At 71.1% G+C, this 23,023-nt stretch carries 20 protein-coding genes and 2 pseudogenes; 14 read left to right on the top strand and 8 right to left on the bottom strand.

Annotation, left to right across the window (positions count from 1 at the left end; genetic code table 11):
- Positions 1-23: 23 nt before the first annotated feature.
- Together ACFU53_RS21240 and ACFU53_RS21245 are read right to left on the bottom strand one after the other, a co-directional pair.
- Positions 24-1,079 carry a DUF2637 domain-containing protein gene (locus ACFU53_RS21240; RefSeq protein WP_383994473.1) on the bottom strand — a complete coding sequence of 352 codons (1,056 nt, stop codon included), beginning with the start codon at positions 1,077-1,079 and terminating at the stop codon, positions 24-26.
- A gap of 337 nt (positions 1,080-1,416) precedes the next feature.
- Positions 1,417-2,283, bottom strand: coding sequence for a (2Fe-2S)-binding protein (locus ACFU53_RS21245; RefSeq protein WP_383994476.1), 867 nt, complete (start codon positions 2,281-2,283; stop codon positions 1,417-1,419).
- Between the two features lie 198 nt (positions 2,284-2,481).
- On the opposite strand from ACFU53_RS21245, the gene ACFU53_RS21250 reads away from it, so the two are divergent.
- Positions 2,482-3,372: a GntR family transcriptional regulator gene (locus ACFU53_RS21250; protein WP_383994479.1), complete on the top strand. Its 891-nt coding sequence runs from the start codon at positions 2,482-2,484 to the stop codon at positions 3,370-3,372.
- Between the two features lie 210 nt (positions 3,373-3,582).
- Here the strand turns inward: ACFU53_RS21250 and ACFU53_RS21255 are convergent, their stop codons facing one another.
- Together ACFU53_RS21255 and ACFU53_RS21260 are read right to left on the bottom strand one after the other, a co-directional pair.
- Positions 3,583-4,359, bottom strand: coding sequence for a hypothetical protein (locus tag ACFU53_RS21255; protein ID WP_383994482.1), 777 nt, complete (start codon positions 4,357-4,359; stop codon positions 3,583-3,585).
- A 304-nt stretch (positions 4,360-4,663) separates the two neighbouring features.
- Complete coding sequence (locus ACFU53_RS21260; protein ID WP_383994484.1) at positions 4,664-6,346, bottom strand: PucR family transcriptional regulator; 1,683 nt, start codon at positions 6,344-6,346, stop codon at positions 4,664-4,666.
- Positions 6,347-6,752: 406 nt separating this feature from the next.
- Between ACFU53_RS21260 and ACFU53_RS21265 the strand changes: the two genes are divergently transcribed.
- The 6 genes and pseudogenes from ACFU53_RS21265 (at position 6,753) to ACFU53_RS21290 (ending at position 13,346) form a co-directional block, all read left to right on the top strand.
- The gene (locus ACFU53_RS21265) at positions 6,753-7,643 is read left to right on the top strand and encodes an FAD binding domain-containing protein (protein WP_383994487.1); all 891 of its coding nucleotides are present in this window, start codon (positions 6,753-6,755) and stop codon (positions 7,641-7,643) included.
- Entirely contained in the window at positions 7,643-8,263 is a 621-nt protein-coding gene (locus ACFU53_RS21270; protein WP_383994490.1) for a (2Fe-2S)-binding protein, read from the top strand. The genes ACFU53_RS21265 and ACFU53_RS21270 overlap by 1 nt, the downstream gene beginning before the upstream one ends.
- 2 nt (positions 8,264-8,265) lie before the next feature.
- Positions 8,266-10,653, top strand: coding sequence for a xanthine dehydrogenase family protein molybdopterin-binding subunit (locus tag ACFU53_RS21275; protein WP_383994492.1), 2,388 nt, complete (start codon positions 8,266-8,268; stop codon positions 10,651-10,653).
- 132 nt (positions 10,654-10,785) lie between these two features.
- Positions 10,786-11,298, top strand: a pseudogene (locus ACFU53_RS21280) (NCS2 family permease); the annotation flags it as partial.
- 26 nt (positions 11,299-11,324) lie between these two features.
- Positions 11,325-12,479: an XdhC family protein gene (locus ACFU53_RS21285; protein ID WP_383994495.1), complete on the top strand. Its 1,155-nt coding sequence runs from the start codon at positions 11,325-11,327 to the stop codon at positions 12,477-12,479.
- A gap of 87 nt (positions 12,480-12,566) precedes the next feature.
- Positions 12,567-13,346, top strand: coding sequence for a hypothetical protein (locus tag ACFU53_RS21290; protein WP_383994498.1), 780 nt, complete (start codon positions 12,567-12,569; stop codon positions 13,344-13,346).
- Positions 13,347-13,377: 31 nt separating this feature from the next.
- On the opposite strand, the gene ACFU53_RS21295 is transcribed toward ACFU53_RS21290, so the two are convergent.
- Entirely contained in the window at positions 13,378-14,031 is a 654-nt protein-coding gene (locus tag ACFU53_RS21295) for a class I SAM-dependent DNA methyltransferase (protein WP_383994501.1), read from the bottom strand.
- Between the two features lie 136 nt (positions 14,032-14,167).
- On the bottom strand, positions 14,168-14,623 hold the full coding sequence (locus tag ACFU53_RS21300) for an SRPBCC family protein (RefSeq protein ID WP_383994504.1): 456 nt from the start codon (positions 14,621-14,623) through the stop codon (positions 14,168-14,170).
- 427 nt (positions 14,624-15,050) lie between these two features.
- On the opposite strand from ACFU53_RS21300, the gene ACFU53_RS21305 reads away from it, so the two are divergent.
- Complete coding sequence (locus tag ACFU53_RS21305) at positions 15,051-16,352, top strand: cytochrome P450 (protein WP_383994507.1); 1,302 nt, start codon at positions 15,051-15,053, stop codon at positions 16,350-16,352.
- 38 nt (positions 16,353-16,390) lie between these two features.
- Here ACFU53_RS21305 and ACFU53_RS21310 read toward each other — a convergent pair whose 3' ends face one another.
- Positions 16,391-17,740 (bottom strand): Gfo/Idh/MocA family protein, encoded by a 1,350-nt coding sequence (locus ACFU53_RS21310; RefSeq protein WP_383994510.1) that lies wholly within the window; start codon positions 17,738-17,740, stop codon positions 16,391-16,393.
- Positions 17,741-17,804: 64 nt separating this feature from the next.
- Here ACFU53_RS21310 and ACFU53_RS21315 point away from each other — a divergent pair, with 64 nt between their 5' ends.
- Genes ACFU53_RS21315 through ACFU53_RS21335 form a run of 5 tightly spaced genes read left to right on the top strand, consistent with a single transcriptional unit; the run spans position 17,805 to position 21,993 of the window.
- Positions 17,805-19,100 (top strand): ABC transporter substrate-binding protein, encoded by a 1,296-nt coding sequence (locus ACFU53_RS21315; RefSeq protein ID WP_383994513.1) that lies wholly within the window; start codon positions 17,805-17,807, stop codon positions 19,098-19,100.
- The gene (locus ACFU53_RS21320; RefSeq protein ID WP_383994516.1) at positions 19,097-20,038 is read left to right on the top strand and encodes a carbohydrate ABC transporter permease; all 942 of its coding nucleotides are present in this window, start codon (positions 19,097-19,099) and stop codon (positions 20,036-20,038) included. Before ACFU53_RS21315 ends, ACFU53_RS21320 begins: the two co-directional genes overlap by 4 nt.
- On the top strand, positions 20,035-20,910 hold the full coding sequence (locus ACFU53_RS21325) for a carbohydrate ABC transporter permease (protein WP_383994519.1): 876 nt from the start codon (positions 20,035-20,037) through the stop codon (positions 20,908-20,910). Before ACFU53_RS21320 ends, ACFU53_RS21325 begins: the two co-directional genes overlap by 4 nt.
- A gap of 12 nt (positions 20,911-20,922) precedes the next feature.
- Positions 20,923-21,531 (top strand): hypothetical protein, encoded by a 609-nt coding sequence (locus ACFU53_RS21330; protein WP_383994566.1) that lies wholly within the window; start codon positions 20,923-20,925, stop codon positions 21,529-21,531.
- A gap of 42 nt (positions 21,532-21,573) precedes the next feature.
- Positions 21,574-21,993 (top strand): ankyrin repeat domain-containing protein, encoded by a 420-nt coding sequence (locus ACFU53_RS21335; protein WP_383994522.1) that lies wholly within the window; start codon positions 21,574-21,576, stop codon positions 21,991-21,993.
- Between the two features lie 182 nt (positions 21,994-22,175).
- Here the strand turns inward: ACFU53_RS21335 and ACFU53_RS21340 are convergent.
- Positions 22,176-22,322 (bottom strand): annotated as a pseudogene (locus ACFU53_RS21340) (DoxX family protein); the annotation flags it as partial.
- A gap of 189 nt (positions 22,323-22,511) precedes the next feature.
- Here ACFU53_RS21340 and ACFU53_RS21345 point away from each other — a divergent pair.
- Positions 22,512-23,003 (top strand): MarR family winged helix-turn-helix transcriptional regulator, encoded by a 492-nt coding sequence (locus ACFU53_RS21345; protein WP_383994525.1) that lies wholly within the window; start codon positions 22,512-22,514, stop codon positions 23,001-23,003.
- Positions 23,004-23,023 lie beyond the last annotated feature (20 nt).

Consider the following 23,023-nt stretch of genomic DNA (forward strand, 5'->3'; position numbering starts at 1 on the left):
CCTGTCCGATGTGTGGCTCGTGATCAGCCGAACTGCTGCTCCAGGTCCTTGAGCTTGCGCTCCAGGGAGTCGAGCCGCGGCAGGGCCATGGTGTCGTCCTCCGCGGTGAGGTCGACGGTGTACTTGTCGGAACCGTTGCGCACGGGCTGCAGGGAGGGACGCGAACGCACGGGCAGTTGTTCCGGCGTCGATATGGCGGAGTCCGAGGCCACCTGGGCCGCCGGCACGCGCTCCACGGTGGTGTCGACCTGGCGTCCGCCACCACCGCCACCGCCGCCACCGCCGGGCAGGCCCCGGTGGCCCCGGCTGATGGCCTTGAGGTGGGCGCGCTCCAGACGCTCCTGCTCGCGCTTGCGCGTCCGGTTCTCTTCCTTGATCCGCTTGTCCTCGCGCACCTCGTCCACGGCCTCGTCCAGGCTGCGCACACCCTCCAGCAGCATCAGCGACCAGGCCTTGTACGTCTCACGCGGGGCCCGCAGCCAGCGGACGATACGGATCTGCGGCAACGGGCGCGGTACCAGGCCCTGCTCGCGCAGTGCGGCCCGGCGGGTCTGCTTGAGCGCGCGGTCGAAGAGCACCGCGGCGGACATGGACATGCCTGCGAAGAACTGCGGGGCACCGTCATGGCCGAGGCCCCTGGGTGCGTGCACCCAGTTGAACCAGGCCGCCGCACCGGCGAACGTCCAGACGAGTATCCGCGAGCCGAGGGCCGCGTCACCGTGGCTGGCCTCGCGCACGGCGAGTACCGAGCAGAACATGGCGGCGCCGTCCAGGCCGAACGGAACCAGGTACTGCCACCCGTTGGAGAGGCCCAGGTTCTGCTCGCCGAAGCCGACCAGGCCGCGGAAGGAGAGTGCGGCGGCGACCGCGGCACAGCAGAAGAGGAGGATGTAGGAGGCCGTGGCGTAGAGGGCCTCCTTGCGCCTGCGGCGCTCCTCACTGCGTTCCCAGGAATCCTCGGTCTTCGCGTGCTCCCCGGAGCGCTTGCCGCGCGCGAGCACCGCAACCGCCGCCAGCATGCCCAGGAGCAGTACGGCGCCCGGAAGCAGCCAGTTCAGCGATATGTCGGTCAATCTCATCAGGGGTCCCTTGCATTGGGATAGGGCGTAACGCCCGCCATGGTGGCCCAATCCTCGCGGCCCTCAGGGGGTTTCGGGACAAGAGACCGCCAAAGAAGTGCAATGAGTGACGCCAGGCGGCATTCTGCTCGAACTACCGCGCGAGGGACGGGAGTAGAGTGCGAGTGAGGTTACCCGTTCGAGTGGTTCCACGGAAAGTTCCTGCGACAAGTGAGGAATTTGTGAACCACCTGTAACCCAACGAGGGTCCCACCCGGATTCGATCTTACGCCACATGCCGCGGGCGATCGCCGGGAGCTCGCCCGGTGGGGAGCGTCCCGGTGGTCGCGAGGGGCCGTCAGGTGGTGGCGGCGGCCGTCAGTTTGGTGATCCGGTCCGCCTCGCAGGTGCGCGGGCAGGTGGCACAGGTGTCGTCCGGGGCCAGCGTGTAGAACATGCAGCAGCTCGCCCGGTCGCGGGTGGGCAGCGACTCGCCGCCGGGGCCGGTCAGTTCACGGAAGCCCGCGGTGCCCACGTACGGGCGGGTCGCGCCCGGCAGCAGCAGCTCCAGCTCGCGGCGGCAGCGCTCCTGCTCGTCGGCGCCCAGGAGTTCGGCGATGTACCAGATCCCCTCGACGATCTCGTCGGTCGCCATGCCCCACAGCGCGCGCCCACGCCGCCGCATCCGCGGGCCGAAGCCGCCGAGGACCGGTTCTATGTGCTCGGCGAACGCCGCCCGCACCTCGGCCCGCAGTGCCTTCTCGTCCGGGACCACCCGGGCGCCCGGCTCGGCGGCCGCCGGATCGCCCGGCAGGCAGCTGAACGTTTCGCCACGCACCGCCAGCCGGCTCTGCTCGCGCTGGAACGCCACATGCTCGGCGGGGAACCGCGGCACCCGGCGCTCCAGGAACCAGGGGACGGTGAAGAGGAGACAGGCGTACCAGGAGTACCGGTGCAGCCCGAAGGCCGCCACCACGTCCGGGCGGCCCTCGCGGCCGTAGTCCCGCAGTATCTGGGCCTCGTCCCATGCGAGGAACGCGTTCAGCTCGCCTCCGGCCGCCGCGAGCCCGGCGGCGGAGACCCACCCCTCGCCGTCGGGCAACGGATCCATGGGGGAGAGTTCTGTCACGCTCATCATCGGCAGGACCTCGGTCAGGCGGGCGTACGCGGCCGTCACGGGCGACGTGCGCGACGTGGGGGCCGGTGCCGGTGCTGAGTGGGCCATACGGAGACCGCCGTTTCACCATCGCTGCCAAGTAAGGCTTACCTTACCCGAGGTGGTCGAGGTTTGAACTGAGGGCATGTGCGCCTATGGTGCTTTACGACCGGTAACAACCCCAGTAGTGACCTAAGCGCCCCCATGTACCCAGTCGGCCGCGCTACTCGACCTACCCGACACACGACTCGGCTCGGAGGAGAACCCGTGGAGCAGGCCGGACCGCGCTCGCGCCAGGCCGCCGCCGCGAGTGCGCCGGACGCCGCCGCCGCTCGTCCGGCGTCGGCCTATCGCGTGCCCGCGCAGCCCGGAGTCGCGGACGTCGACCGGGAGCGGGGCATCGCGGCGGACGGCCGCCCGGCCGCGGTACGCGGCGACACCGGCCCCGTCGCCGACGCGGCCCGGGGCGAGCACACGCACAGCGAGACGCCGATCCCGCTGCCGCGCACGCAGGAGCGCCCGGTCGTTCAGCGGGCCTCCGTGCGCGGACAGATCCTCGACGCGCTGCGGGCCGCGCTCGCGGGCGGGGAGCTGACGCCGGGGGAGGTGTACTCGGCGCCCGCGCTCGGTGAGCAGTTCGGGGTCTCCGCGACCCCCGTGCGCGAGGCGATGCAGCAACTGGCCATCGAGGGCGCGGTCGAGGTCGTGCCCAACCGGGGGTTCCGGGTCGTACGGCGGGGTGCCCGGGAGCTGGCCGAGCTCGCGGAGGTGCGGGCGTTGCTCCAGGTGCCGGTGATCATGCGGCTCGCGCACACGTTGTCGGCGGACCGCTGGGGTGAGTTGCGGCCGCTCGCCGACGAGACGGCCAGGGCCGCGTCGTCCGGGTGCCGGGCGACGTACGGGGAGGCGGACCGGGCCTTTCACCGGGGGGTGCTGGGGCTGGCCGGGAACGAACAGCTGCTGCAGATCGCGGACGATCTCCACCGGCGTACGCAACTGCCGTTGGTGGTTGGCCACTTGGGTGGAACGGGGAGCGGCGGCCGCGTCGAGTTGATGGCTGATGCGGCGGAGCACATCGCGTTGTTGGACGCGTTCATGGCGCAGGACCTGGAAGCGGCCTGCTGTCTGGTGGAGAAGCATTTCGGCACGGTGGGGTAAGGGACCACTCGGCGCCGTTGGGGGTGCGGAGCGTTTTCGACCGCCGGTCGGCTGTGGCTGGTCGCGCAGTTCCCCGCGCCCCTGAGAAGCAGAGCAGGGGCTGTGCCCCGCTTCGCTTTTCGGCCCGCAGGGCTGTTGTCTTTCAGGGGCGCAGGGAACTGCGCGACCGGCCCCCACGCACCCACGGACGGACGACCACCTGTCCGGCGGTCATGCCGTCGCAGCCGGTGGTGGTGCCAACTGCCTCGCCAACCACGTCGGTACGCCTCCCAGGAGGCGGAACAGACGGCCGGCCTCCTCGCGCAGGCGGGACGCCTCCGGTTCGGATTCGGTGTCGGCGAGGGAGACGAGCGCGGGGGCGGTGCCGACGAGGTAGCCCAACTCCTCGCGGAGGCGGAGGGATTCGGCGAAGCCGTGGCGGGCCTCGGCCAACTCGCCGTCACGCAGGGCCAGTCCGGCGAGGTGACGCCAGGTGAAGGACTGCAGAAGCAGGTCGTCGTGGGCGGTGGCACCGGCATGGGCCCGGCGATACGCGGCGCGGGCGGCCTGCGGGGAGCGGGCGAGGTTCTCGGCGAGGACACCCCGGCGGAAGTCGAGCAGGGCCCGGCCGGGTGCGCCCGGGGCGATCAGGGCCGCCGCCCGGCCGAGCGCGGCCCGCGCCTCGTCGGAGCGGTCCCGGACGCCGAGCAGCGTGGCCGCGTAGGCCAGTTGGCCGCGCTCACAGGCCGCCGCACCCCGCTCGTCGTCGGTCCGGGCCTGCGCCTCGGCCGTGCGCAGCGCGTCCTCGGCTTCCTCCCAGCCCTGCTCGGTGTAGAGACAGCGCTCCACGAGCAGCGCGGTCCGCTGGAGCGAGGCCTGTGGAGTGACGGGTTGGATCAGGGCGGCGGCATCCACCCAGCAGGCGCGTGAGCGCAGCCGCCATACCGCGGTCTGGAGTGGATCGTCACCGGCGGTCGTTCCGTTACCAGACATGGCGGTATGCGCCACGTTGCCCTCCCCGAGCACGCCTTTGAGCTTTGAGTGGTGGGCGCATCTCAACATGGATCGCAGGGCGCGGCCAAGAGGGTGTGTGAAACTTTTCACTTGCGCTACGCTCCCGAGGCGAGTCTGTGCGCCCTTGGAAGGCACGAACCGGTTACCCGGGGACACGGTTGTAGTCGGCGTCGACCGGACTGGCGTCACCGGGGTCTCCCCGGTGTGGGGCCGCGTCATCGGTCCCGCGCCCATAGGGCGGATGGTGACGAAGTCATGGGGTGTGGGCGGCCTTCGCCGCCCGCACCGCCCCATGGCCTCAACTCATGCGCAGCGCCAGGAAGAAGTCCAGCTTGTCCTCCAGCCGGGAGAGGTCCCGGCTCGTCAACTGCTCGATGCGGCCCACCCGGTACCGCAGCGTGTTGACGTGCAGGTGGAGCCGCGCCGCGCAGCGCGTCCACGAGCCGTCACACTCCAGGAACGCCTCCAGGGTGGGGATCAGCTCGGCGCGGTGCCGGCGGTCGTAGTCGCGCAGGGGGTCGAGGAGACGGGCCGTGAAGGCCCGGCGTACGTCGTCGGGGACGAAGGGGAGGAGCAGCACGTGCGAGGCCAGCTCCTGGTGGCCGGCCGCGCACACCCGGCCGGAGCGGGCCGCCGCCACCCGGCGGGCGTGCCGGGCCTCCTCCAGGGCGCCGCGCAGGCCCTCCGCCGAGTGCACGGCCGCGCTGACACCCAGGGTGAGCCGCCCGTCGTCGAGGCCGGCGGTCAGCGGGTCCCGTACGGCCGCGAGGAGCGTGTCGGCGTGGATGCCGGACTCGGAGCCGTCGTGCTCCGAGGAGACCGCCGGGAGGGGGACGAGGGCGATGGCCTCCTCACCCGTGTGGGCGACGGCGATCCGGTCCGAGGGCTCGGGGCCCGTCGACTCGGGATCGACGAGGATCTCCTCCAGGAGCGCCTGGGTGATGGGGCCGCTGTCGACCTCGCCGCCGTCCCACTCGACCCGGGCCACGACCACCTGCCAGTGCGGTGCCGCCCCGAGGCCGGGCAGCAGCACCGGCGCGGCGACCCGCAGCCGTGCCGCGATCTCGGCCGGGGCCGCCCCCGCCTGCACCAGCTCCAGAACCTCCTGGGCGAGGCGGCGCCGTACCGTACGGGCCGCGTCGCGCCGGTCGCGCTCGATCGCGATCAGCTGGGTGACGCCGTACAGCAGGTCGAGCCGTTCGGCGGGCCAGTCGCCGGCGTCGGCCTCGACCGCGAGGAGCCAGTCGGACAGCACGGTGCCGCGCATGTCACGGGCCGCCGCCCCGCCGGGGCCCGTGCCGCGGCCCGCGCTGCTGATCGGGAAGAGCGAGTACGTCGTGGTGCCGACGGCCACACGGTGCGGTCCGCGCCGACCCGTGCGCGTCGCCGCCAGGTGTTCGGCGGCCAGTCGCGCGCACAGTTCGGCGGGCAGGGCGGGTCCGGCGATTTTGGGGCCCGCGACGAGCCGGCCGGCGGGCGAGAGGACCCAGGCGCGGAGGTCGAGGTCGGAGCCGAGCAGGTCCAGGACGACGTCCGGGCCGCCGCCCGCCGGGCCGGAGGTCATCATCCGGCGGTGGCGGTCCACCACGGCCGCCAGGTCTCCGGCGCGCTCACCGGAGACCTGCCGTACGACGTGCTCGGTGATCGCCGCGAAGGCCACCGACTCGTTGACCGCGAACACCGGCAGCCGGTGCCGGGCGCAGGCCGCGACGAGGTCCTCCGGGATGTCGCCCAGCTCGGCCTCGCCGGCCGCCAGCGCGGCGACCCCGGCGCCGACGAGGAGCCGTACGAAGGGCTCGGAGTCGGCCGCGTCACGGCGCCAGGCGAGGCCCGTGAGCACCAGCTCGCCGCCGGAGAGGTAGCGGCTGGGGTCCCTGAGGTCGGTGGTCATCACACCGCGCACGGTGCGGTTCAGCTCGTCCTCGCCGCCGAGCAGCCGCAGACCCAGCGCGTCGGTGTCCAGCAGTGCGCGCAGGCGCATTCTCGTCGCCGCCGTTCTTGTGTCGTGTTGTTCAGGTGTCTCGAAAACAACGTTCGGTTCGCCCGGGAAGCGTGCCCGTGGCTTCCGGAGGAGGGTGGTCGTGGAGGCCGGGGCGGGTCCGGGGCGGTGGCCTGGGGCTTTCGGAATCCGAGTCCTCGGGGCACGGATGTGTGCTGGATGTTTCCAGTGAAAAACGAAGAGGTTGCTGATGGGCTCCGTTCATACGAATCTACAAGATGCGCCCCCTGGCCAGCCAACTCCTTCATGTTTTCCGTGACTGACCGGGGTGGAGGAGGGCGCTGTGTACTGAAGCTCGAGACACCTGAACCGCACATGAACGAGCCGGGCCCGCCGCACACGATCTGGCTCAAACAGAACGACACAAGACGAAGAAGAGAGCCGGTCAATGGACTTCCTTCGCCCCGCCAGCTGGGAGGAGGCGCTCGCCGCGAAGGCCGAGCACCCCACCGCTGTGCCGATCGCCGGCGGCACCGATGTGATGGTCGAGATCAACTTCGACCACCGTCGGCCCGAGTATCTGCTCGACCTGAACCGCATCGGCGAACTCTCCGAGTGGGAGGTCGGCGAGGAAACGGTTCGCCTGGGTGCGTCCGTCCCGTACACCCGGATCATGGAGAACCTCCGTACCGAGCTGCCCGGCCTCGCCCTGGCCTCGCACACGGTCGCCTCCCCGCAGATCCGCAACCGCGGCGGCGTCGGCGGCAACCTCGGCACCGCCTCTCCGGCCGGCGACGCCCACCCGGCCCTCCTCGCGGCGGGCGCGCAGGTCGAGGCCGAGTCCGTTCGGGGCTCCCGGCTCATCCCCATCGACGGCTTCTACACCGGAGTGAAGCGCAACGCCCTCGCGCCGGACGAGCTGATCCGCGCGGTGCACATCGACAAGGCGGACGGCCCGCAGCAGTACTCGAAGGTCGGCACGCGGAACGCCATGGTCATCGCCGTGTGCGCCTTCGGGCTCGCCCTGCACCCGTCGTCGCGCACCGTACGGACCGGCATCGGCTCGGCAGCGCCGACCCCCGTCCGGGCCAAGGCCGCCGAGGAGTTCCTGAACGCGGCGCTCGACGAGGGCGGCTTCTGGGACAACGGCCAGATCATCACCCCGTCCGTCGCGAAGCAGTTCGCCGACCTGTGCGCCGGCGCCTGCAACCCGATCGACGACGTCCGCGGCACCGCGAGCTACCGCCGGCACGCGGTCGGCGTCATGGCCCGCCGGACACTGATGTGGACCTGGGAGTCCTACCGCGGCACCGCCGCCCGCACGGAGGGAGTCGCGTGATGCGCGTCAATTTCACGGTCAACGGCCGTCCGCAGGAAGCCGACGACGTGTGGGAGGGCGAGTCCCTGCTGTACGTGCTGAGGGAGCGGATGGGTCTTCCGGGTTCCAAGAACGCCTGTGAGCAGGGCGAGTGCGGATCCTGCACCGTCCGGCTGGACGGCGTACCGGTGTGTTCGTGTCTGGTCGCCGCCGGACAGGTGGAGGGCCGCGAGGTCGTCACCGTCGAGGGGCTGGCGGACTACGCCAAGCAGCGGGCGGAGCACGGCGGTTGTGGGACGGGTGCGTGCGGCACGGCTGGTGCGGGCGGGACTTCGCTCGACGCGGCCCAGCAGTGGGCCGCGCAGGGGACAGACGCACAGGTCGGCGAGGGAGGCGGCTCATCCCCGCGTGCGACGCTCTCGCCGATCCAGCAGGCGTTCATCGACGCCGGTGCCGTGCAATGCGGCTTCTGCACGCCGGGCCTGCTCGTCGCCGCCGACGAGATGCTGGAGCGGACCCCCAACCCCAGCGACGCGGACATCCGCGAGGCGCTGTCGGGCAATCTGTGCCGCTGCACCGGCTACGAGAAGATCATGGACGCGGTCCGCCTCGCGGCCGCCCGGCAGTCCGAAGGGGTCTGATCATGGGAACCACCGGCCTGCCCACCAACATCACCCAGGGTTCGCGCACCAAGGGCGGCATCGGCGAGTCCACGCTCCGCCCGGACGGCACCCTCAAGGTCACCGGCGAGTTCGCGTACTCGTCCGACATGTGGCACGAGGACATGCTCTGGGGCCAGATCCTGCGCTCCACGGTCGCCCACGCCGAGATCGTCTCCGTCGACACGGCCGAGGCCCTGGCCACGCCCGGCGTCTACGCCGTGATGACGTACGACGACCTGCCGACCGAGGTGAAGCACTACGGCCTGGAGATCCAGGACACCCCGGTCCTCGCCCACGGCAAGGTCCGCCACCACGGCGAGCCCGTCGCGATCGTCGCCGCCGACCACCCGGAGACCGCGCGCCGCGCCGCCGCCAAGATCAAGGTGGAGTACCGCGAACTGCCGGTCATCACCGACGAGGCCTCCGCGACCGCGCCGGACGCGATCCTTGTCCACGAGGGCCGCGACGACCACCATATGGGGCACGTCTCGCATCCGAACATCGTCCATCGCCAGCCGATCATCCGCGGTGACGTGGCGGCGGCCCGAGAGCGCGCCGATGTGATCGTCGAGGGCGAGTACGTCTTCGGTATGCAGGACCAGGCCTTCCTCGGCCCGGAGTCCGGGCTCGCCGTGCCCGCCGAGGACGGCGGTGTCGACCTCTACATCGCCACCCAGTGGCTCCACTCCGACCTGCGTCAGATCGCGCCCGTGCTCGGCCTGCCCGAGGACAAGGTCCGGATGACGCTGTCCGGCGTCGGCGGTGCCTTCGGCGGTCGCGAGGACCTGTCGATGCAGATCCACGCGTGCCTGCTGGCGCTGCGCACCGGCAAGCCCGTGAAGATCGTCTACAACCGCTTCGAGTCCTTCTTCGGCCACGTCCACCGCCACCCCGCGAAGCTGTACTACGAGCACGGGGCGACGCGCGACGGCAGGCTCACGCACCTCAGGGCCCGCATCGTCCTGGACGGCGGCGCCTACGCCTCCGCCTCCCCGGCCGTCGTCGGCAACGCCGCCTCGCTCGGCGCGGGCCCGTACGTCGTCGACGACGTGGAGATCGAGGCCATCGCGCTCTACACCAACAACCCGCCCTGCGGCGCGATGCGAGGCTTTGGAGCGGTCCAGGCGTGCTTCGCGTACGAGGCGCAGATGGACAAGCTGGCGGCGAAGCTCGGCATGGACCCGGTGGAACTCCGGCAGATCAACGCCATGGAACAGGGCACCCTCCTGCCGACAGGCCAGGCCGTCGACTCCCCGGCCCCGGTCGCCGAACTCCTGCGCCGCGTCAAGGCGATGCCCCTGCCGCCCGAGCAGCAGTGGCTCGCGGCGGGAGAGGCGGCGGACGTACGACAGCTGCCGGGCGGCCTGTCCAACACCACGCACGGCGAGGGCGTCGTACGAGGCATCGGCTATGCGGTCGGCATCAAGAACGTCGGCTTCTCCGAGGGATTCGACGACTACTCAACCGCCCGTGTCCGTATGGAGGTTGTGGGCGGCGAGCCCGTCGCCACCGTCCACACGGCCATGGCGGAGGTCGGCCAGGGCGGCATCACCGTCCACGCGCAGATCGCCCGCACCGAGCTGGGCGTCACCCAGGTGACCATCAACCCGGCCGACACGCAGGTGGGTTCGGCCGGCTCGACCTCCGCGTCCCGCCAGACGTACGTCACGGGCGGCGCGGTCAAGAACAGCTGCGAGCTGGTCCGGGAGAAGGTCCTGGAGATGGGTCGCCGCAAGTTCGGTACGTACCACCCCGCTTGGGCCACGGCCGAGTTGCTGCTGGAGGGCGGCAAGGTCGTCACCGACGGTGGTGAGGTCCTGGCCGACCTGGTGGACGTCCTCGGTGACGAGGCCGTCGAGGTCGAGGCCGAGTGGCGGCACCGGCCGACCGAACCCTTCGACCTCCGGACCGGGCAGGGCTTCGGCCACGTCCAGTACTCCTTCGCCGCGCACCGGGCGGTCGTCGAGGTCGACACCGAGCTGGGCATGGTCAAGGTCGTCGAACTGGCCTGCGCCCAGGACGTCGGCAAGGCCCTCAACCCGCTCTCCGTGGTGGGCCAGATCCAGGGCGGCACGACCCAGGGACTCGGCATCGCGGTCATGGAGGAGATCATCGTCGACCCCAAGACAGCGAAGGTCCGCAACCCCTCCTTCACGGACTACCTGATCCCCACGATCCTCGACACGCCGACCATCCCCGTCGACGTGCTCGAACTCGCCGACGACCACGCACCGTACGGCCTGCGCGGCGTCGGCGAGGCCCCGACCCTGTCGTCGACTCCGGCCGTCCTCGCGGCGATTCGGAACGCGACAGGGCTGGAGCTGAACAGGACACCGGTACGCCCGGAATACCTGACGGGTACGGCGTAGTCGGTTCGGCCGCGTATGAGCTCGGGCGGTGCGGTTCGTAGGCGTGTGCGGGTGGGTGGGGGCTGTTCGCGCCCACCCGGCGGTGGCCGCAGATCCAACACAGCCCTGCGCCCCTTGACGGCCCGGGTCGCGCCCGGGGCTTTCAAGGGGTGTGGGGCCGACGGCGCGGGCGGCGCGATCGGCGGCGTGGCCGACGGCCCGGGCCGGACGGTGTTCGTCGAGTCGGCGACCGGCGTCGGCGAGGGCGCTCGTACGGGTCTCTCCTCCGTCGTCTCCGGCCTGTTCTTCGCGGCCTGTCTGTTCTTCACCACGCTCACGGCGATCGTGCCCGGCGAGGTCGCGGCCGCCGCCCTCGTCGTCATCGGCGCCATGATGATGACCCGGCACGTCGACTGGTCCGACCGCGCCACCGCGATCCCGGTCTTCCTGACCGTCGTGATCATGCCGCTCACGTACTCCATCACCGCGGGCGTCGCCGCCGGAGTCGTCTCCTACGCCGCCATCAAGCTCGCCCAGGGCCGGGCGCGGGAGACCGGCGCGTTCATGTTGTTCGTCTGCTCGTGCGTTGGCCGGTCAGTCAGTCCGCTCGTCAGTCCGCTCGCCAGCCCGCCAGCCCGCCAGCCCGCCAGCCCGCCAGCCCGTTAGTTCGTTAGTTCGTTAAGGAGACCGAGATGCTGGACATCGCCGAAGAACTGCACCGGTGGGTCGAGCAGGGGCGTGACTTCGCCGTGGCCACCGTGGTGGCCGTCGGCGGCAGCGCGCCCCGCCGGCCGGGCGCCGCGCTCGCGGTGGACGCCGACGGCACGGCGATCGGCTCGGTCTCCGGCGGTTGTGTGGAGGGTGCCGTCTACGACCTGTGCCAACAGTCGTTGGCGGACGGCGAGCCGGTCCTCGAACGCTTCGGTTACAGCGACGAGGACGCCTTCGCCGTCGGCCTGACCTGCGGCGGAATCATCGACATCCTCGTCACGCCAGTGCGGGTGGGCGACCCCGTCCGCCCGGTGGTCGCCGCCGCCCTCTCCGCCGCCGCGAGCGGGGAGGCGGCGGCCATGGCCCGGATCGTCTCCGGCCCGGCAAACCTGCGGGGCCGCGCCCTGTTGGTCCGCCCGGACGGCTCGTACGACGGCGGCTACGGCGCCCACCCCGAACTGGACCGTACGGTCGCCGCCGAGGCCCGCGCCCTCCTCGACATCGGCCGTACGGGCACCCTGGAGATCGGAGAGCAGGGCTCACGTTGCGGAGCACCGCTCACGGTGCTTGTCGAGTCGTCCGTCCCGCTGCCCCGGATGATCGTCTTCGGCGCGATCGACTTCGCGTCGGCACTGGTCCGCGTCGGCAAGTTCCTAGGCCATCACGTCACCGTCTGCGACGCCCGCCCCGTCTTCGCCACCCGAACGCGGTTCCCGGAGGCCGACGAGATCGTCGTCGAGTGGCCCCACAAGTACCTGGAGCGGACGTCGGTGGACGCCCGCACGGTGCTCTGTGTCCTCACCCATGACGCCAAGTTCGACGTCCCGCTCCTCCGGCTCGCCCTGCGGCTCCCCGTCGCCTACGTCGGCGCGATGGGCTCCCGCCGCACCCACCTCGACCGCAACGAACGGCTCCGTCAAGTCGGCGTCACAGAGCTGGAGTTGGCCCGGCTCAGGTCCCCGATCGGACTCGACCTCGGGGCGCGCACGCCGGAGGAGACCGCCCTGTCCATCGCCGCCGAGATCGTCGCCGACCGGCGTGGCGGGAGTGGGGTCTCACTGGCCGGCGCGCACACCCCGATCCACCACGACGGCACGCCCGGCGTCATTGAGCTGCCGAGCCTTCGGGTCTCCTGAACCGGACTTGTGACTTGACCTCCGGGACGGCAGGGCCGACCGTTTGCGATACGGCAACAGCACAACGGGGGCGGACAGTTGACCAGGGTGACCACCGCAGAGGGTGCGGGCGCGGGCATGGAGGAGGGTCCGGACGACGGTTCCGGCTCGGGGGTCGACGACGGCGGATCGGGTCAGCCTGAGGCCGGTGGTGTGGACGACGGCGGCGCGGGCCCGGACGAGAGCGCGGACAACGGTGGTTCGGGCGCGGACGACGGTTCGGCCGAGTCCGGAGCCGCCGGCGCCCGAGACAAGCGGCGGCTGTCGACGGTGTCGACGACCCTGCTGGGCCTCTTTCTCCTGGCCGACGTCGTCTTCGTCTGCGGAGCCCTCGTGACGCTCTGGCCGGCGGTGCTGGCGACGGTCGAGCCCGGGGCGGACCCCACGGCCACCGCACGCTGGTCGCCCTTCGGCCTCGGCGACTGGGCGCTGACCGCCGACACCGCGATGCTGCTCGCTGTGGTCGTGTGCAGCGCGCTCGGCAGCTTCGTCCACGCGGCCACGTCCTTCGCGACCTACGTCGGCAACCGGCGGCTCTACGCGAGCTGGCTGTGGTGGTACCTCCTGCGCGCCGGCATCGGTGTGGCCCTCGCCCTCCTCGTCTATCTCCTGCTGCGCGGCGGCCTGTTCGCGGGGAGCTCCGGCGCCGGCGCGACCAACCCGTACGGCTTCTCCGGCATAGCCGGGCTCTGCGGACTGTTCTCCAAGCAGGCCACCGACAAGCTCCGCGAGATCTGCGACACCCTCCTCAGCACCACCGGCGACGGCGACCGCGACCGCCGCGACGGCCTGGCCGCCGCCCGGAACGGGGACCCGGGCGCGTCCTGACCCGGCACCCGTCCTCAGGACTCCCGGCGGGTCACCCCGGCTTGCGCGCCAGCACGTACGCCTGCGGAGTGTTCGCCGTGGTGTCGGGTCCGTCGGCCTCCCGCACCAGCCGCGCCGACTCGACGAAACCGGCGTCCGCCAGCAGCTCGGCGATCAGATCCGGTGGGAAGCGATAGACGTCGAGGTCCAGGTCGTGGCCGTACGCGTGCGACAGGTGTACGGACTCGTCGCCGACCTTGTAGGCCATCGCGAAGAGGCCGCCGGGCGCCAGGACCCGGTAGAACTCGCGGAAAAACGGCGGGAGTTCGGTGGGCGGGGTGTGCACGGTGGAGTACCAGGCGAGGGCGCCCGCCAGGGAACCGTCCTCGAAGTCGAGCGCGGTCATCGTGCCCACGTCGAACCGCAGCCGAGGGTGGGCCCAGCGGGCCACGGCGACCATCTCCGGCGACAGATCGATCCCGCAGATGTCGAGTCCCAGCGAGGCCAGATGCCCGGTGACCCGCCCCGGGCCGCACCCCAGATCCGCGACGCGTCCGCCCCCGGCGCCCAGCACCCGCTCGGCGAAGACCCCCAGCATGGCCCGCTCGAACGGACTGTTCGCCAACTCGTCTCTCAGCAGCTTCTCGTAGTCGGCTGCGACGGTGTCGTAGGACGCCCGGGTGGCGTGCACGTGATGTGTGGTCATGGTTCGGGACAGTAACCGGGGGGTCTGACAACGACCTCGAACACCGGCCGGAGGAATCTGACAACGACCTCGAACACCGGCCGGAGGAATTTGACAACGACCTCTGAACATCGGTCGGCAGAAGGCCTGTTGGGACTCAGTTCGAAGTCGGGCCAACGGCCGCGAGCAGCCCGTCCATCGCCCGCCCGAACATCCGCCGCGCCAGCAGGCCCAGCGGCCGGTCGAAGAGGCCCGGCAGCCATCGCACCCGGATGTCCTCGCGCCACACCACACGGGACGCGCCGTCTCCGTAGGGATGAACCTCGATCTCGGCCCACCCGGTGACGAACCAGCCGTGCTTGACGAGACGGCACTTACCGGGAACTTCCCCCTCCGGCGGCTGCCAGACCGTGACCTCCATCGGGTCGTCGAAGGCGAGTGGCCCGATGCCGCTGCGGGCCACGAACACCGTGCCCTCGCCGGTCGGGGGAGGCGTGCGCACGGTGATGCGGGTCAGCGGGACGGCATCGGCGTGCCGGGGCCAGTCGGTGAGGCGCTGCCAGGCGCGGTCGGCGGGGAGCCGGGGGAGGCGTTCGAGGAGGAAGAGAACCACGGGGTGATCGTAAGTGAACAATTGCGGATGGGGCGGGCGCCCCGGACCGTTCCACGGGGGAGCACGGGGGATGTGGTCCGACATGCCGCTGAGGACCGAAGGCGTCATGCCTCCCCCGACCCCGTCGACCTCACCGGCCGGCGCATCGTCGACCGCCTCTGCCACGGCGGCACCGGCCTGCCGCGCCCCCTCGCCCCTGGCGCCACCTTCCTCGTCCTTCTCACCGACGGCGCCCAACTCGGCAACCACGGCGGCCGGGGGACTGGACTGTGGTGTTCTGACGGGACCGGTCCAACCTCCCTCGACCCGTCGGACGCCCTTCCCCCGAACCGTGGGACAGTCCGGCCGCAGAGCCTCTACCGCCCTGCCCGGCCGTACGGCACCATGAGCGCGACCGCACGCCCGCCCCTGGCCGGAAGGTGCTCCCGTGGACCCTGAACTGCACGACAGACTCGACGAGTTGCAGCGGGATCCGTATCCGCACTACGCGCGGGCCAGGGCCGCGCAGGGGCTGACGTACGCCCCCGAGCTGGACTCCTGGCTGGTGGCGCGGGACGCCGACGTACGGGAGGTGCTGCGGCGCCCGGAGGACTTCTCCTCGGCCAACGCGCTGCGCCCGGACGTCATGCCGGCACCCGCCGCGCTGGCCGTGCTCGGCGGCGGCTTCGGCGGCCGCCCCGTCGTCGTCACCGCCGACGGCACCCTGCACCAGGAGCTGCGCGCCCCCATCGTGCGGGGGCTGTCACCCGCGAGGGTCGCCGCCGTCCTGCCGTACGCCGCCGAACGGGCCGCCGCCCTGGTCGACGGCTTCATCAAGAACGGCGAGGAGGGCGGGGGCGGCGACAGCAGCAGGAGCGAGGCGGACGGCGAGGACGGCAAGGGGGACGGCGGCGAGGGCGGCCGGGTCGAGCTGATGTCCGCCTACGCGGGACGGTTGCCGGGGGAGGTCATCGGGCGCCTCGTCGGGTTCGACCCGGACGACGTACCGGCGTTGGTCCACGGCGGTCACCGGGCCGAGCAGTTGCTGTTCCGGCCCATGGCGGAGGCCGAACAGATCGCGGCGGCCGAGGACGTGGTCGCCACGGCCCACCGCCTCGACGCGTTCGTGCGCGCCAGGCACGCCGACCCACGCGAGGACCTGGGCACCGAACTCATCATGTCCGTCGCCGGACCGGACGCCGACGAGCTGACGCTCGATCAACGCCACCAGATAGTCGGCCACTTGCAGAATCTGCTCATCGCCGGACACCTGACCACGACGGCCCTCATCGGGACCACCCTCCTCCACCTCCTGCGCGACCGCCGGCAGTGGGAGCTGCTCTGCGCCGAACCGGAGCGCATCCCGGCCGCCATCGAGGAAGCCGCGCGCTACGACACCGCCTTGCAGGGCTTCCGCCGCGTCACCACCCGTCCGGTCACGATCGCCGACACCGAACTTCCCGCCGGGGCCCCGGTGTTCCTTGCCTTCGGCAGCGCCAACCGCGACGGCTCCCGTCACTCGCGCCCCGACGACTTCGACATCACCCGCCCCATCGGCAGCCGCCACCTCTCCTTCGGCTTCGGCACCCACACCTGCCCCGGCTCCCAACTCGCCCGCGAGCAACTGCGCGTCACACTGGAACAGTTGACCAGCCGTTTGCCCGGCCTACGCCTCGCGGAAGGTCAACGGATCACCATGCGCCCGACGTTGATCCACCGCTCCCCGGAGCGCCTCGAACTGGTCTGGTGACCTCCTGAGACACCCCCCCGACGCTGGGCGGTGCGGACTCACACGTCCAGCAACTCCCGCGCCGCCACCGGCACTCCTGTCTCCAGCGACCGGTTCGCCGCCAGCCCCGTCACCAGCGACCGTGCCCCATCCACCGCATCGGCGGCCCGCCCCAACTCGTCCGGGACGCGCTCACCGAACAGGTCGGCCAGCATCCGCACATCGCCTCCGCCGTGCCCGCCCTCGCCCGTCGTCACCTTCACCTCGCGCGGCCGCTCCCAGAAGCGGCGTACCAGCAGCTCGGTCCGGCCGGCCTCGTCGCCGGCTTCCGCGCCGTGCATGACCGGGCTCGCGCCGGTCGTGCGGACGTGGGGGCGGGTCCAGGTGGACTCCTCCACCAGCAGCTCGACGCGCCCCTCGCTGCCGTTGAAGGCGATGCGATAGCCCTCCCAGGGGGAGTAGGCCGTCAGGTGGTAGGTCAGGGTGGCGCCGGAGGCGTAGCGGACGAGGACCGCCATGTCGTCCTCGATGGTCACGCCGGGGCCGAAGACGTTCCGGTCGCGGTGGTAGCCGTCCTCCCGTTCGGCGTCCAGATAGAGCGATGTGAGGACGGGGGAGTCTTCGAGGTGCAGGGCGAAGGGGTCGATCCCGGCCGCCGGGGAGCCGTGGGCGCGGGTGTAGTCCCGGGCGAGGCCTCGGCGGCGGCCCGCCTCGTCGCCGTAGAAGAAGAGGCCGCCCTGGGCGAAGACGGTGTCGGGGTGCGTGCCGAGCCACCAGTTGACCAGGTCGAAGTGGTGGGTCGACTTGTGGACAAGCAGGCCGCCGGAGTTCGCCTTGTTGCGGTGCCAGCGGCGGAAGTAGTCGGCGCCGTGCCGCAGATCGAGCAGCCACTCGAAGTGCACCGAGCCGACCTCACCGATCTCGCCGCTCGCGATCAGCTCCCGTACGGCCGAATGCACCGGGTTGTAGCGGTAGTTGAAGGAGACACGCACCTCACGGCCCGTCCGCCGCCGGGCCTCCATGATGCGGCGGGCGCGCTCGGCGTCGGTGGTCATCGGCTTCTCGGTGACGACATCGCAGCCCGCCTCCAGCGCGCGCACGATGTAGTGGTCATGGGACCGGTCCACACCGCACACCACGACCAGATCGACCCGCTCGCGCCGCAGCATCTCCTCGAAGTCGTCGGCCGCGTACGCCGGCACGGGCGCGCGGCCCGGGTGGTCGGCCGCGATCCAGGCGTTGTGGACGGCCATGCGGTGCGCGTTCGGGTCGCAGAAGCCCACCAGGTCGATCCGCTCCGCGAAGGGTCCCGTCAGCGCCTCGGTGAACATCCGCGCACGGGCACCGAGCCCCACCACGGCGGCACGGCGGTGTCGCATGGAGGTGGTGCAGGGGTCTTGTTCTGACATCCGGACCTTCCCTAGGGTCATACAGGGGGTGGAAGCGCTTTCTAGTGAAAGAGGTGACCCACTCATGCCCCGAATCAGGACGAGGAAGTCCTGGAAACCCCGTGCGGCGGCCACCGCGCTGGCGCTCTGCGCGCTGCTCACCGGCTGCTCCGGACCGGACGGGTCGGGCAGTGTCGGCGGCGATGTCGTCCTGCGTTACACCTGGTGGGGCAACCCGGACCGGGCGGCCAGAACCCAGGCGGCCGTCGACCTCTTCGAGAAGCGGAACCCCGGGATCGACGTACAGACCTCCTTCGCCGGTTACGAGGCCTACAAGCAGAAGCTCGCCACCCAGGCCGCCGGTGGCGACGCGCCCGACGTGATGCAGCTCGACTACCGGATGATCGACCAGTACGCGTCCGGGGGCGTTCTCCTTGACCTCGCCGAGCAGCAACCGGCCCTGGACACGGCCGAGTTCGAGCCGGGACTCCTCGCCACCGGCAAGGTGGACGGCAAGCAGTACGCCGTGCCGCAGGGGCGCGGCACCGAGACCATGGTGTACGACACCGAGAAGTGGCGGGCCGCCGGCCTCGAACCGCCCCGCGTGGGCTGGACGTGGAGCGACTGGGCCGACGCCATGCGGAAGGTGGCGGAAAAGACGGGGGAGCCCGGCGGCACCGATCCCGGCCAGAGCGAGGACGCCTTCGAGATCTGGCTGCGCGGGCAGGGCAAGGGCCTGTACACCGAAGACAAGCAACTCGGCTTCGACGCCGCCGACTTGACTCGCTGGTGGACCTTCACCGACGAGCTGCGCCGCGAGGGCGCCGTCTCGCCCGCCGAACAGACCACGCAGCTCGACGGCACGGTCGAGAACACCCCGCTCGGCCGGGGCAAGGCCGCCTCGGACGTCAACTGGGACGCTCCCGCCAGTGGTTACCTCGCCCTCGTGCCCACCGGGATCTCTCTCGCCCCCACGCCGGCGGCCGAGGACGGCACCCCCGGCCAGTACTTCAAGCCCTCCATGTTCATGGGCGTGGCCGCCGACTCCGGCCACCCCGAGGAGTCCGCCCGGCTCGTCGACTTCATGCTCAACGACGACGAAGCCGCGAAGATCCTCGGCGCCACCCGGGGCATCCCCGTCAACGAGTCGATCCGCGCGGACATCGCGGCCGACCTCAAGGACTTCGACAAGACCATCTACGACTACCAGGCCACGGTCGAAGGAAAGCTCAACCCCCCGCCCCAGGCGCCTCCTTCGGGCGACAGCGCCCTGCAGACCACCTTCCAGCGCGACTACGACCAGGTCTCCTACGAGCGGATGTCCCCGCGCGAGGCCGCCGAGAACTACATCACCGAGGCGAAGGCGGAGCTGAGGTCATGACCAGCACGCAACTGCCGACCAGCGCACGAGGGACGGGAGTCACCCCGCCCGGCCGTTCCGCCCGGCGACGCCGACGCGAGGGCGCGGCCTGGGTGTTCCTGTCCCCCTGGGTGCTCGGGGCCTGCCTTCTGACCCTCCTGCCGATGGCCGTCTCGCTCTACCTCTCCTTCACCGACTACGACCTGTTCAACGCCCCCAACTGGGTGGGCCTGCGCAACTACACCCAGATGTTCACCGAGGACCCGCGCTACTGGCGCTCGGTGATGACGACCCTGATGTACGTCGTCATCGCTGTACCGCTCCAACTGGCCCTCGCCCTGCTGGTGGCCCTGGCCCTGAAGAACATGAAACGCGGGCGGGGCTTCTACCGCTCCGCCTTCTACGCCCCCTCCCTCCTCGGCGCCTCCATGTCCATCGCCCTGGTCTGGCGGGCGATCTTCAACGACGGCGGCACCGTCGACAACCTCCTCGGCACCGGCGGCTGGGTCAACCGGCCCGGCTGGGCGCTGCTCGCGGTGGCCCTGCTCACGGTGTGGCAGTTCGGCGCCCCGATGGTCATCTTCCTCGCCGGACTCCAGCAGATCCCGGGGGAGTTGTACGAGGCGGCCGAGGTGGACGGCGCGGGCGCCTGGCGCCGGTTCCTGTCGATCACGGTGCCGATGCTGTCGCCCGTGATCTTCTTCAACCTGGTCCTGCAGACCATCCAGGCCTTCCAGGTCTTCACCCCGGCCTTCGCCATCAGCGCCGGCAAGGGCGGACCCGCCGACTCCACCCTCTTCTACACCCTCTACCTCTACGACCGAGGCTTCGTCGCCTCCCACATGGGCTACGCCTCCGCCATGGCCTGGGTCCTGCTGCTCGCCATCGGCGCGGTCACCGCGATCCTGTTCCGCACCTCCCGCTCCTGGGTCTTCTACGCCTCCGAGGGGGACCGATGACGACCACCACCACGCCCTCAACGCCCGTCGTACGCAAGCCGGTTGCCTGGCGACGCGTGGCCCTGCACGTCGGCTGTCTGGCCGCGCTCCTCGTCATGCTGTATCCGCTGGCCTGGCTCCTCGCGACCTCCCTGAAGCCGGCCAACGAGGTCATCGCCAGCCTCGATCTGCTGCCGAGCCGTTTGGAATGGTCCAACTACGAGACGGCGCTCGACGGCGTCAACGACGTGTCCGTCGGCCGGCTGCTCGGCAACTCCCTGCTGATCGCCGGCGGCGCGGTCGTCGGTAACGTCCTGTCCTGCTCCCTGGCCGCGTACGCCTTCGCCCGCCTGCGATTCCGCTTCCGTGGACCGCTCTTCGCCTTCATGATCGCGACGATCATGCTGCCGCATCACGCCGTGCTGATCCCGCAATACATCATCTTCAACCAGCTCGGCATGGTGAACACCTACTGGCCGCTGATCCTGCCGAAATTCCTCGCCACGGAAGCCTTTTTCGTATTCCTCATCGTGCAGTTCATGCGCGGACTGCCCAGGGAATTGGAGGAAGCGGCACGAATCGACGGATGTGGACCGTTCCGGAGTTTCTTCTCGGTGATTCTTCCGCTGACCCGTCCCGCCCTGATCACCACCGCGATCTTCACCTTCATCTGGACCTGGAACGACTTCTTCACCCAGTTGATCTATCTCTTCTCGCCCGAGAAGTTCACCCTGACCCTGGCGCTCAGGTCCTTCGTGGACGCGTCGAGCACCTCGGCCTTCGGCCCGATGTTCGCCATGTCGGTGATCGCCCTCCTCCCGATCGTGCTGTTCTTCCTCGCCTTCCAGCGGTTCCTTGTGGAGGGCATGGCCAACTCCGGGATCAAGGGATAAGGGGTGAGCATGATGGGCACGAGCAGGGAACGGGAAGTGGGCGAGATCTTCGGTCCCCGTATGACGCTGTTCGCGGATGTGCTGAGCGTGGGGATCGCCGTGGCGGTGGTGAGCCTGCCGCTGGTGACACTGCCCGCCGCCCTCTCCACCGCCTGCGCGGTCCTGCGGGGCGTACGGGAGGACCGCCCGGCCACGGCCGGCCGGTTCCTCGTGGCCCTACGGCGGCGACTGCGGCCCGGCGATGTGGTTGCGGGGCTCGTGGCCCTCACCGGCCTGGCCCTCGTCCTCGCCGATCTGGCCCTCGCCGGTGCCGGCCTCCCCGGCGGCCGGGCCTTCGCCCTCCTCGCCGCCGCCATCGGCACCGGCGCCGCCGTGGTCGGCCTGCGCGCCTGCGGACGCCCCGAGTCGGTCGACGACTGGCCGGCTGCGGTGCGGGGAGCGGCCCGGGACGCGGTGCGCGATCCGGGCGGCAGCGGACTGGTCGTTCTGGCCGTGGCGACGGCCGCGTCGAGCGCCTGGATGCTGCTGCCGCTCGTGTTCCTCGTACCGGGGCTGCTGGCCTTGGCACTCACCGCAGTCGACGTACGCGGAAAAGCGGTCGCTCCGCAGGAAGGGGTGTGATGGGCTGGCGGCCCGGGTGACTTCTGGAGGGTGAGCGCAACGGTGAACAGGCGGCGGCGGAAGAAACTGTCGAAACGGCTGGTGCTGGCCGCGATGTTCGGTGACACCGCCGGTGTCGACGCGCTGCTGCGCGCCGGAGCCCCCGCGGAGACGACCGACGCCGAGGGGACGACGCCCCTCTACGCGGCATCCGTGCACGGAGCCGCCGACACGGTCCGCCGGCTGCTGGCGGCCGGGGCCTCGCCCGACATCGAGAGCGGGCGCGGCGCGGAAGGCACACCGCTGTGCGGTGCCGCGTGCTGGGGGCACACCGAAGCGGTGCGCGCGCTCCTGGCCCACGGCGCCGACCCGAACCTCCGCGAGGACCACGGCACGGGGGGCTCCCCACTCGACTGGGCGGCCACCGGCCCCCACCCCGAGACGACGGCCCTGCTGCTCGCCGCGGGGGCGCGTCCTTCGTAGAGCGCGTACGGACCGGTCAGAACGAGTAAGGCCCGAACCGTCCCCAGGCCACCACGGCCGCCAGGATCAGCGGCACCGCACTCGGGAGGATCGCCTGGTTCTCCTTGCGGCGGACGTGCACGTACGACCGCGCCGATCATGGTGACGACGAGACCGGTCGCCGCGAGCGGAACGAACACCGGGGCTATGTCGAGGACGGCCGGGAGGATCAGGCCAATGGCCGCCAGGGCCTCCAGAGCGCCGATGGTCTTGACCATGCGCGGAGAGAAGTCCTCGCCCCGGGCGAGGCCGGAGGCGGCCGGCTTCTCCTTGGACCGGGCGGTCTTCATCAGGCCGGCGGCGAAGAAGGCGCCGCGAGCAGGCTCGCGATGATCCAGAGGGTGACGTTCATGGCGGACTCTTCCGGTTTATGAATTGAGTATTCAAGAGAAGCGGGGCGATCGACGTAGGGTCGTGTGAGTTGAAGAGTCAAGTAATCCGGCGCTTGATCACTTGAAGCGGCACGTAGAGTGGGCGCCATGGAGACACCGCACCAGTCGCGTTGGCTGACCGATGAGGAGATGGAGACCTGGCACGCGCTGGCGGGCGTGATGGTCAGACTGCCGAGCGCGCTGGACGCGCAGCTGCAGCGGGACTCGGGCGTCAGCCACGTGGAGTACCTGGTGATGGCGATGCTGTCCCAGACGGAGGAACACACCCTGCGGATGAGCGACCTGGCCGGGTACGCCGGTTCGTCGCTGTCCCGGCTGTCCCATCTCGTGAAGCGGCTGGAGAAGAGTGAGTGGGTGCGCCGGGAGCCGGACCCCACCGACGGGCGCTACACGCTGGCCGTCCTCACGGACGCCGGATACGCCAAGGTCGTCGAGAGCGCGCCGGGCCACGCCGACGCCGTACGACGTTATGTGTTCGACGCTCTCACCAAGACCCAGCAGCGGCAGTTGCGGGACATCGGGCGACGCATCTGGCAGACCGTCGCGCCGGACGACCACTGCCTGCTGCCGCCGAACTGACCGGCTCACCACCCCTGGGG

Source organism: Streptomyces sp. NPDC057474 (assembly GCF_042802555.1).
Lineage (GTDB): Bacteria > Actinomycetota > Actinomycetes > Streptomycetales > Streptomycetaceae > Streptomyces.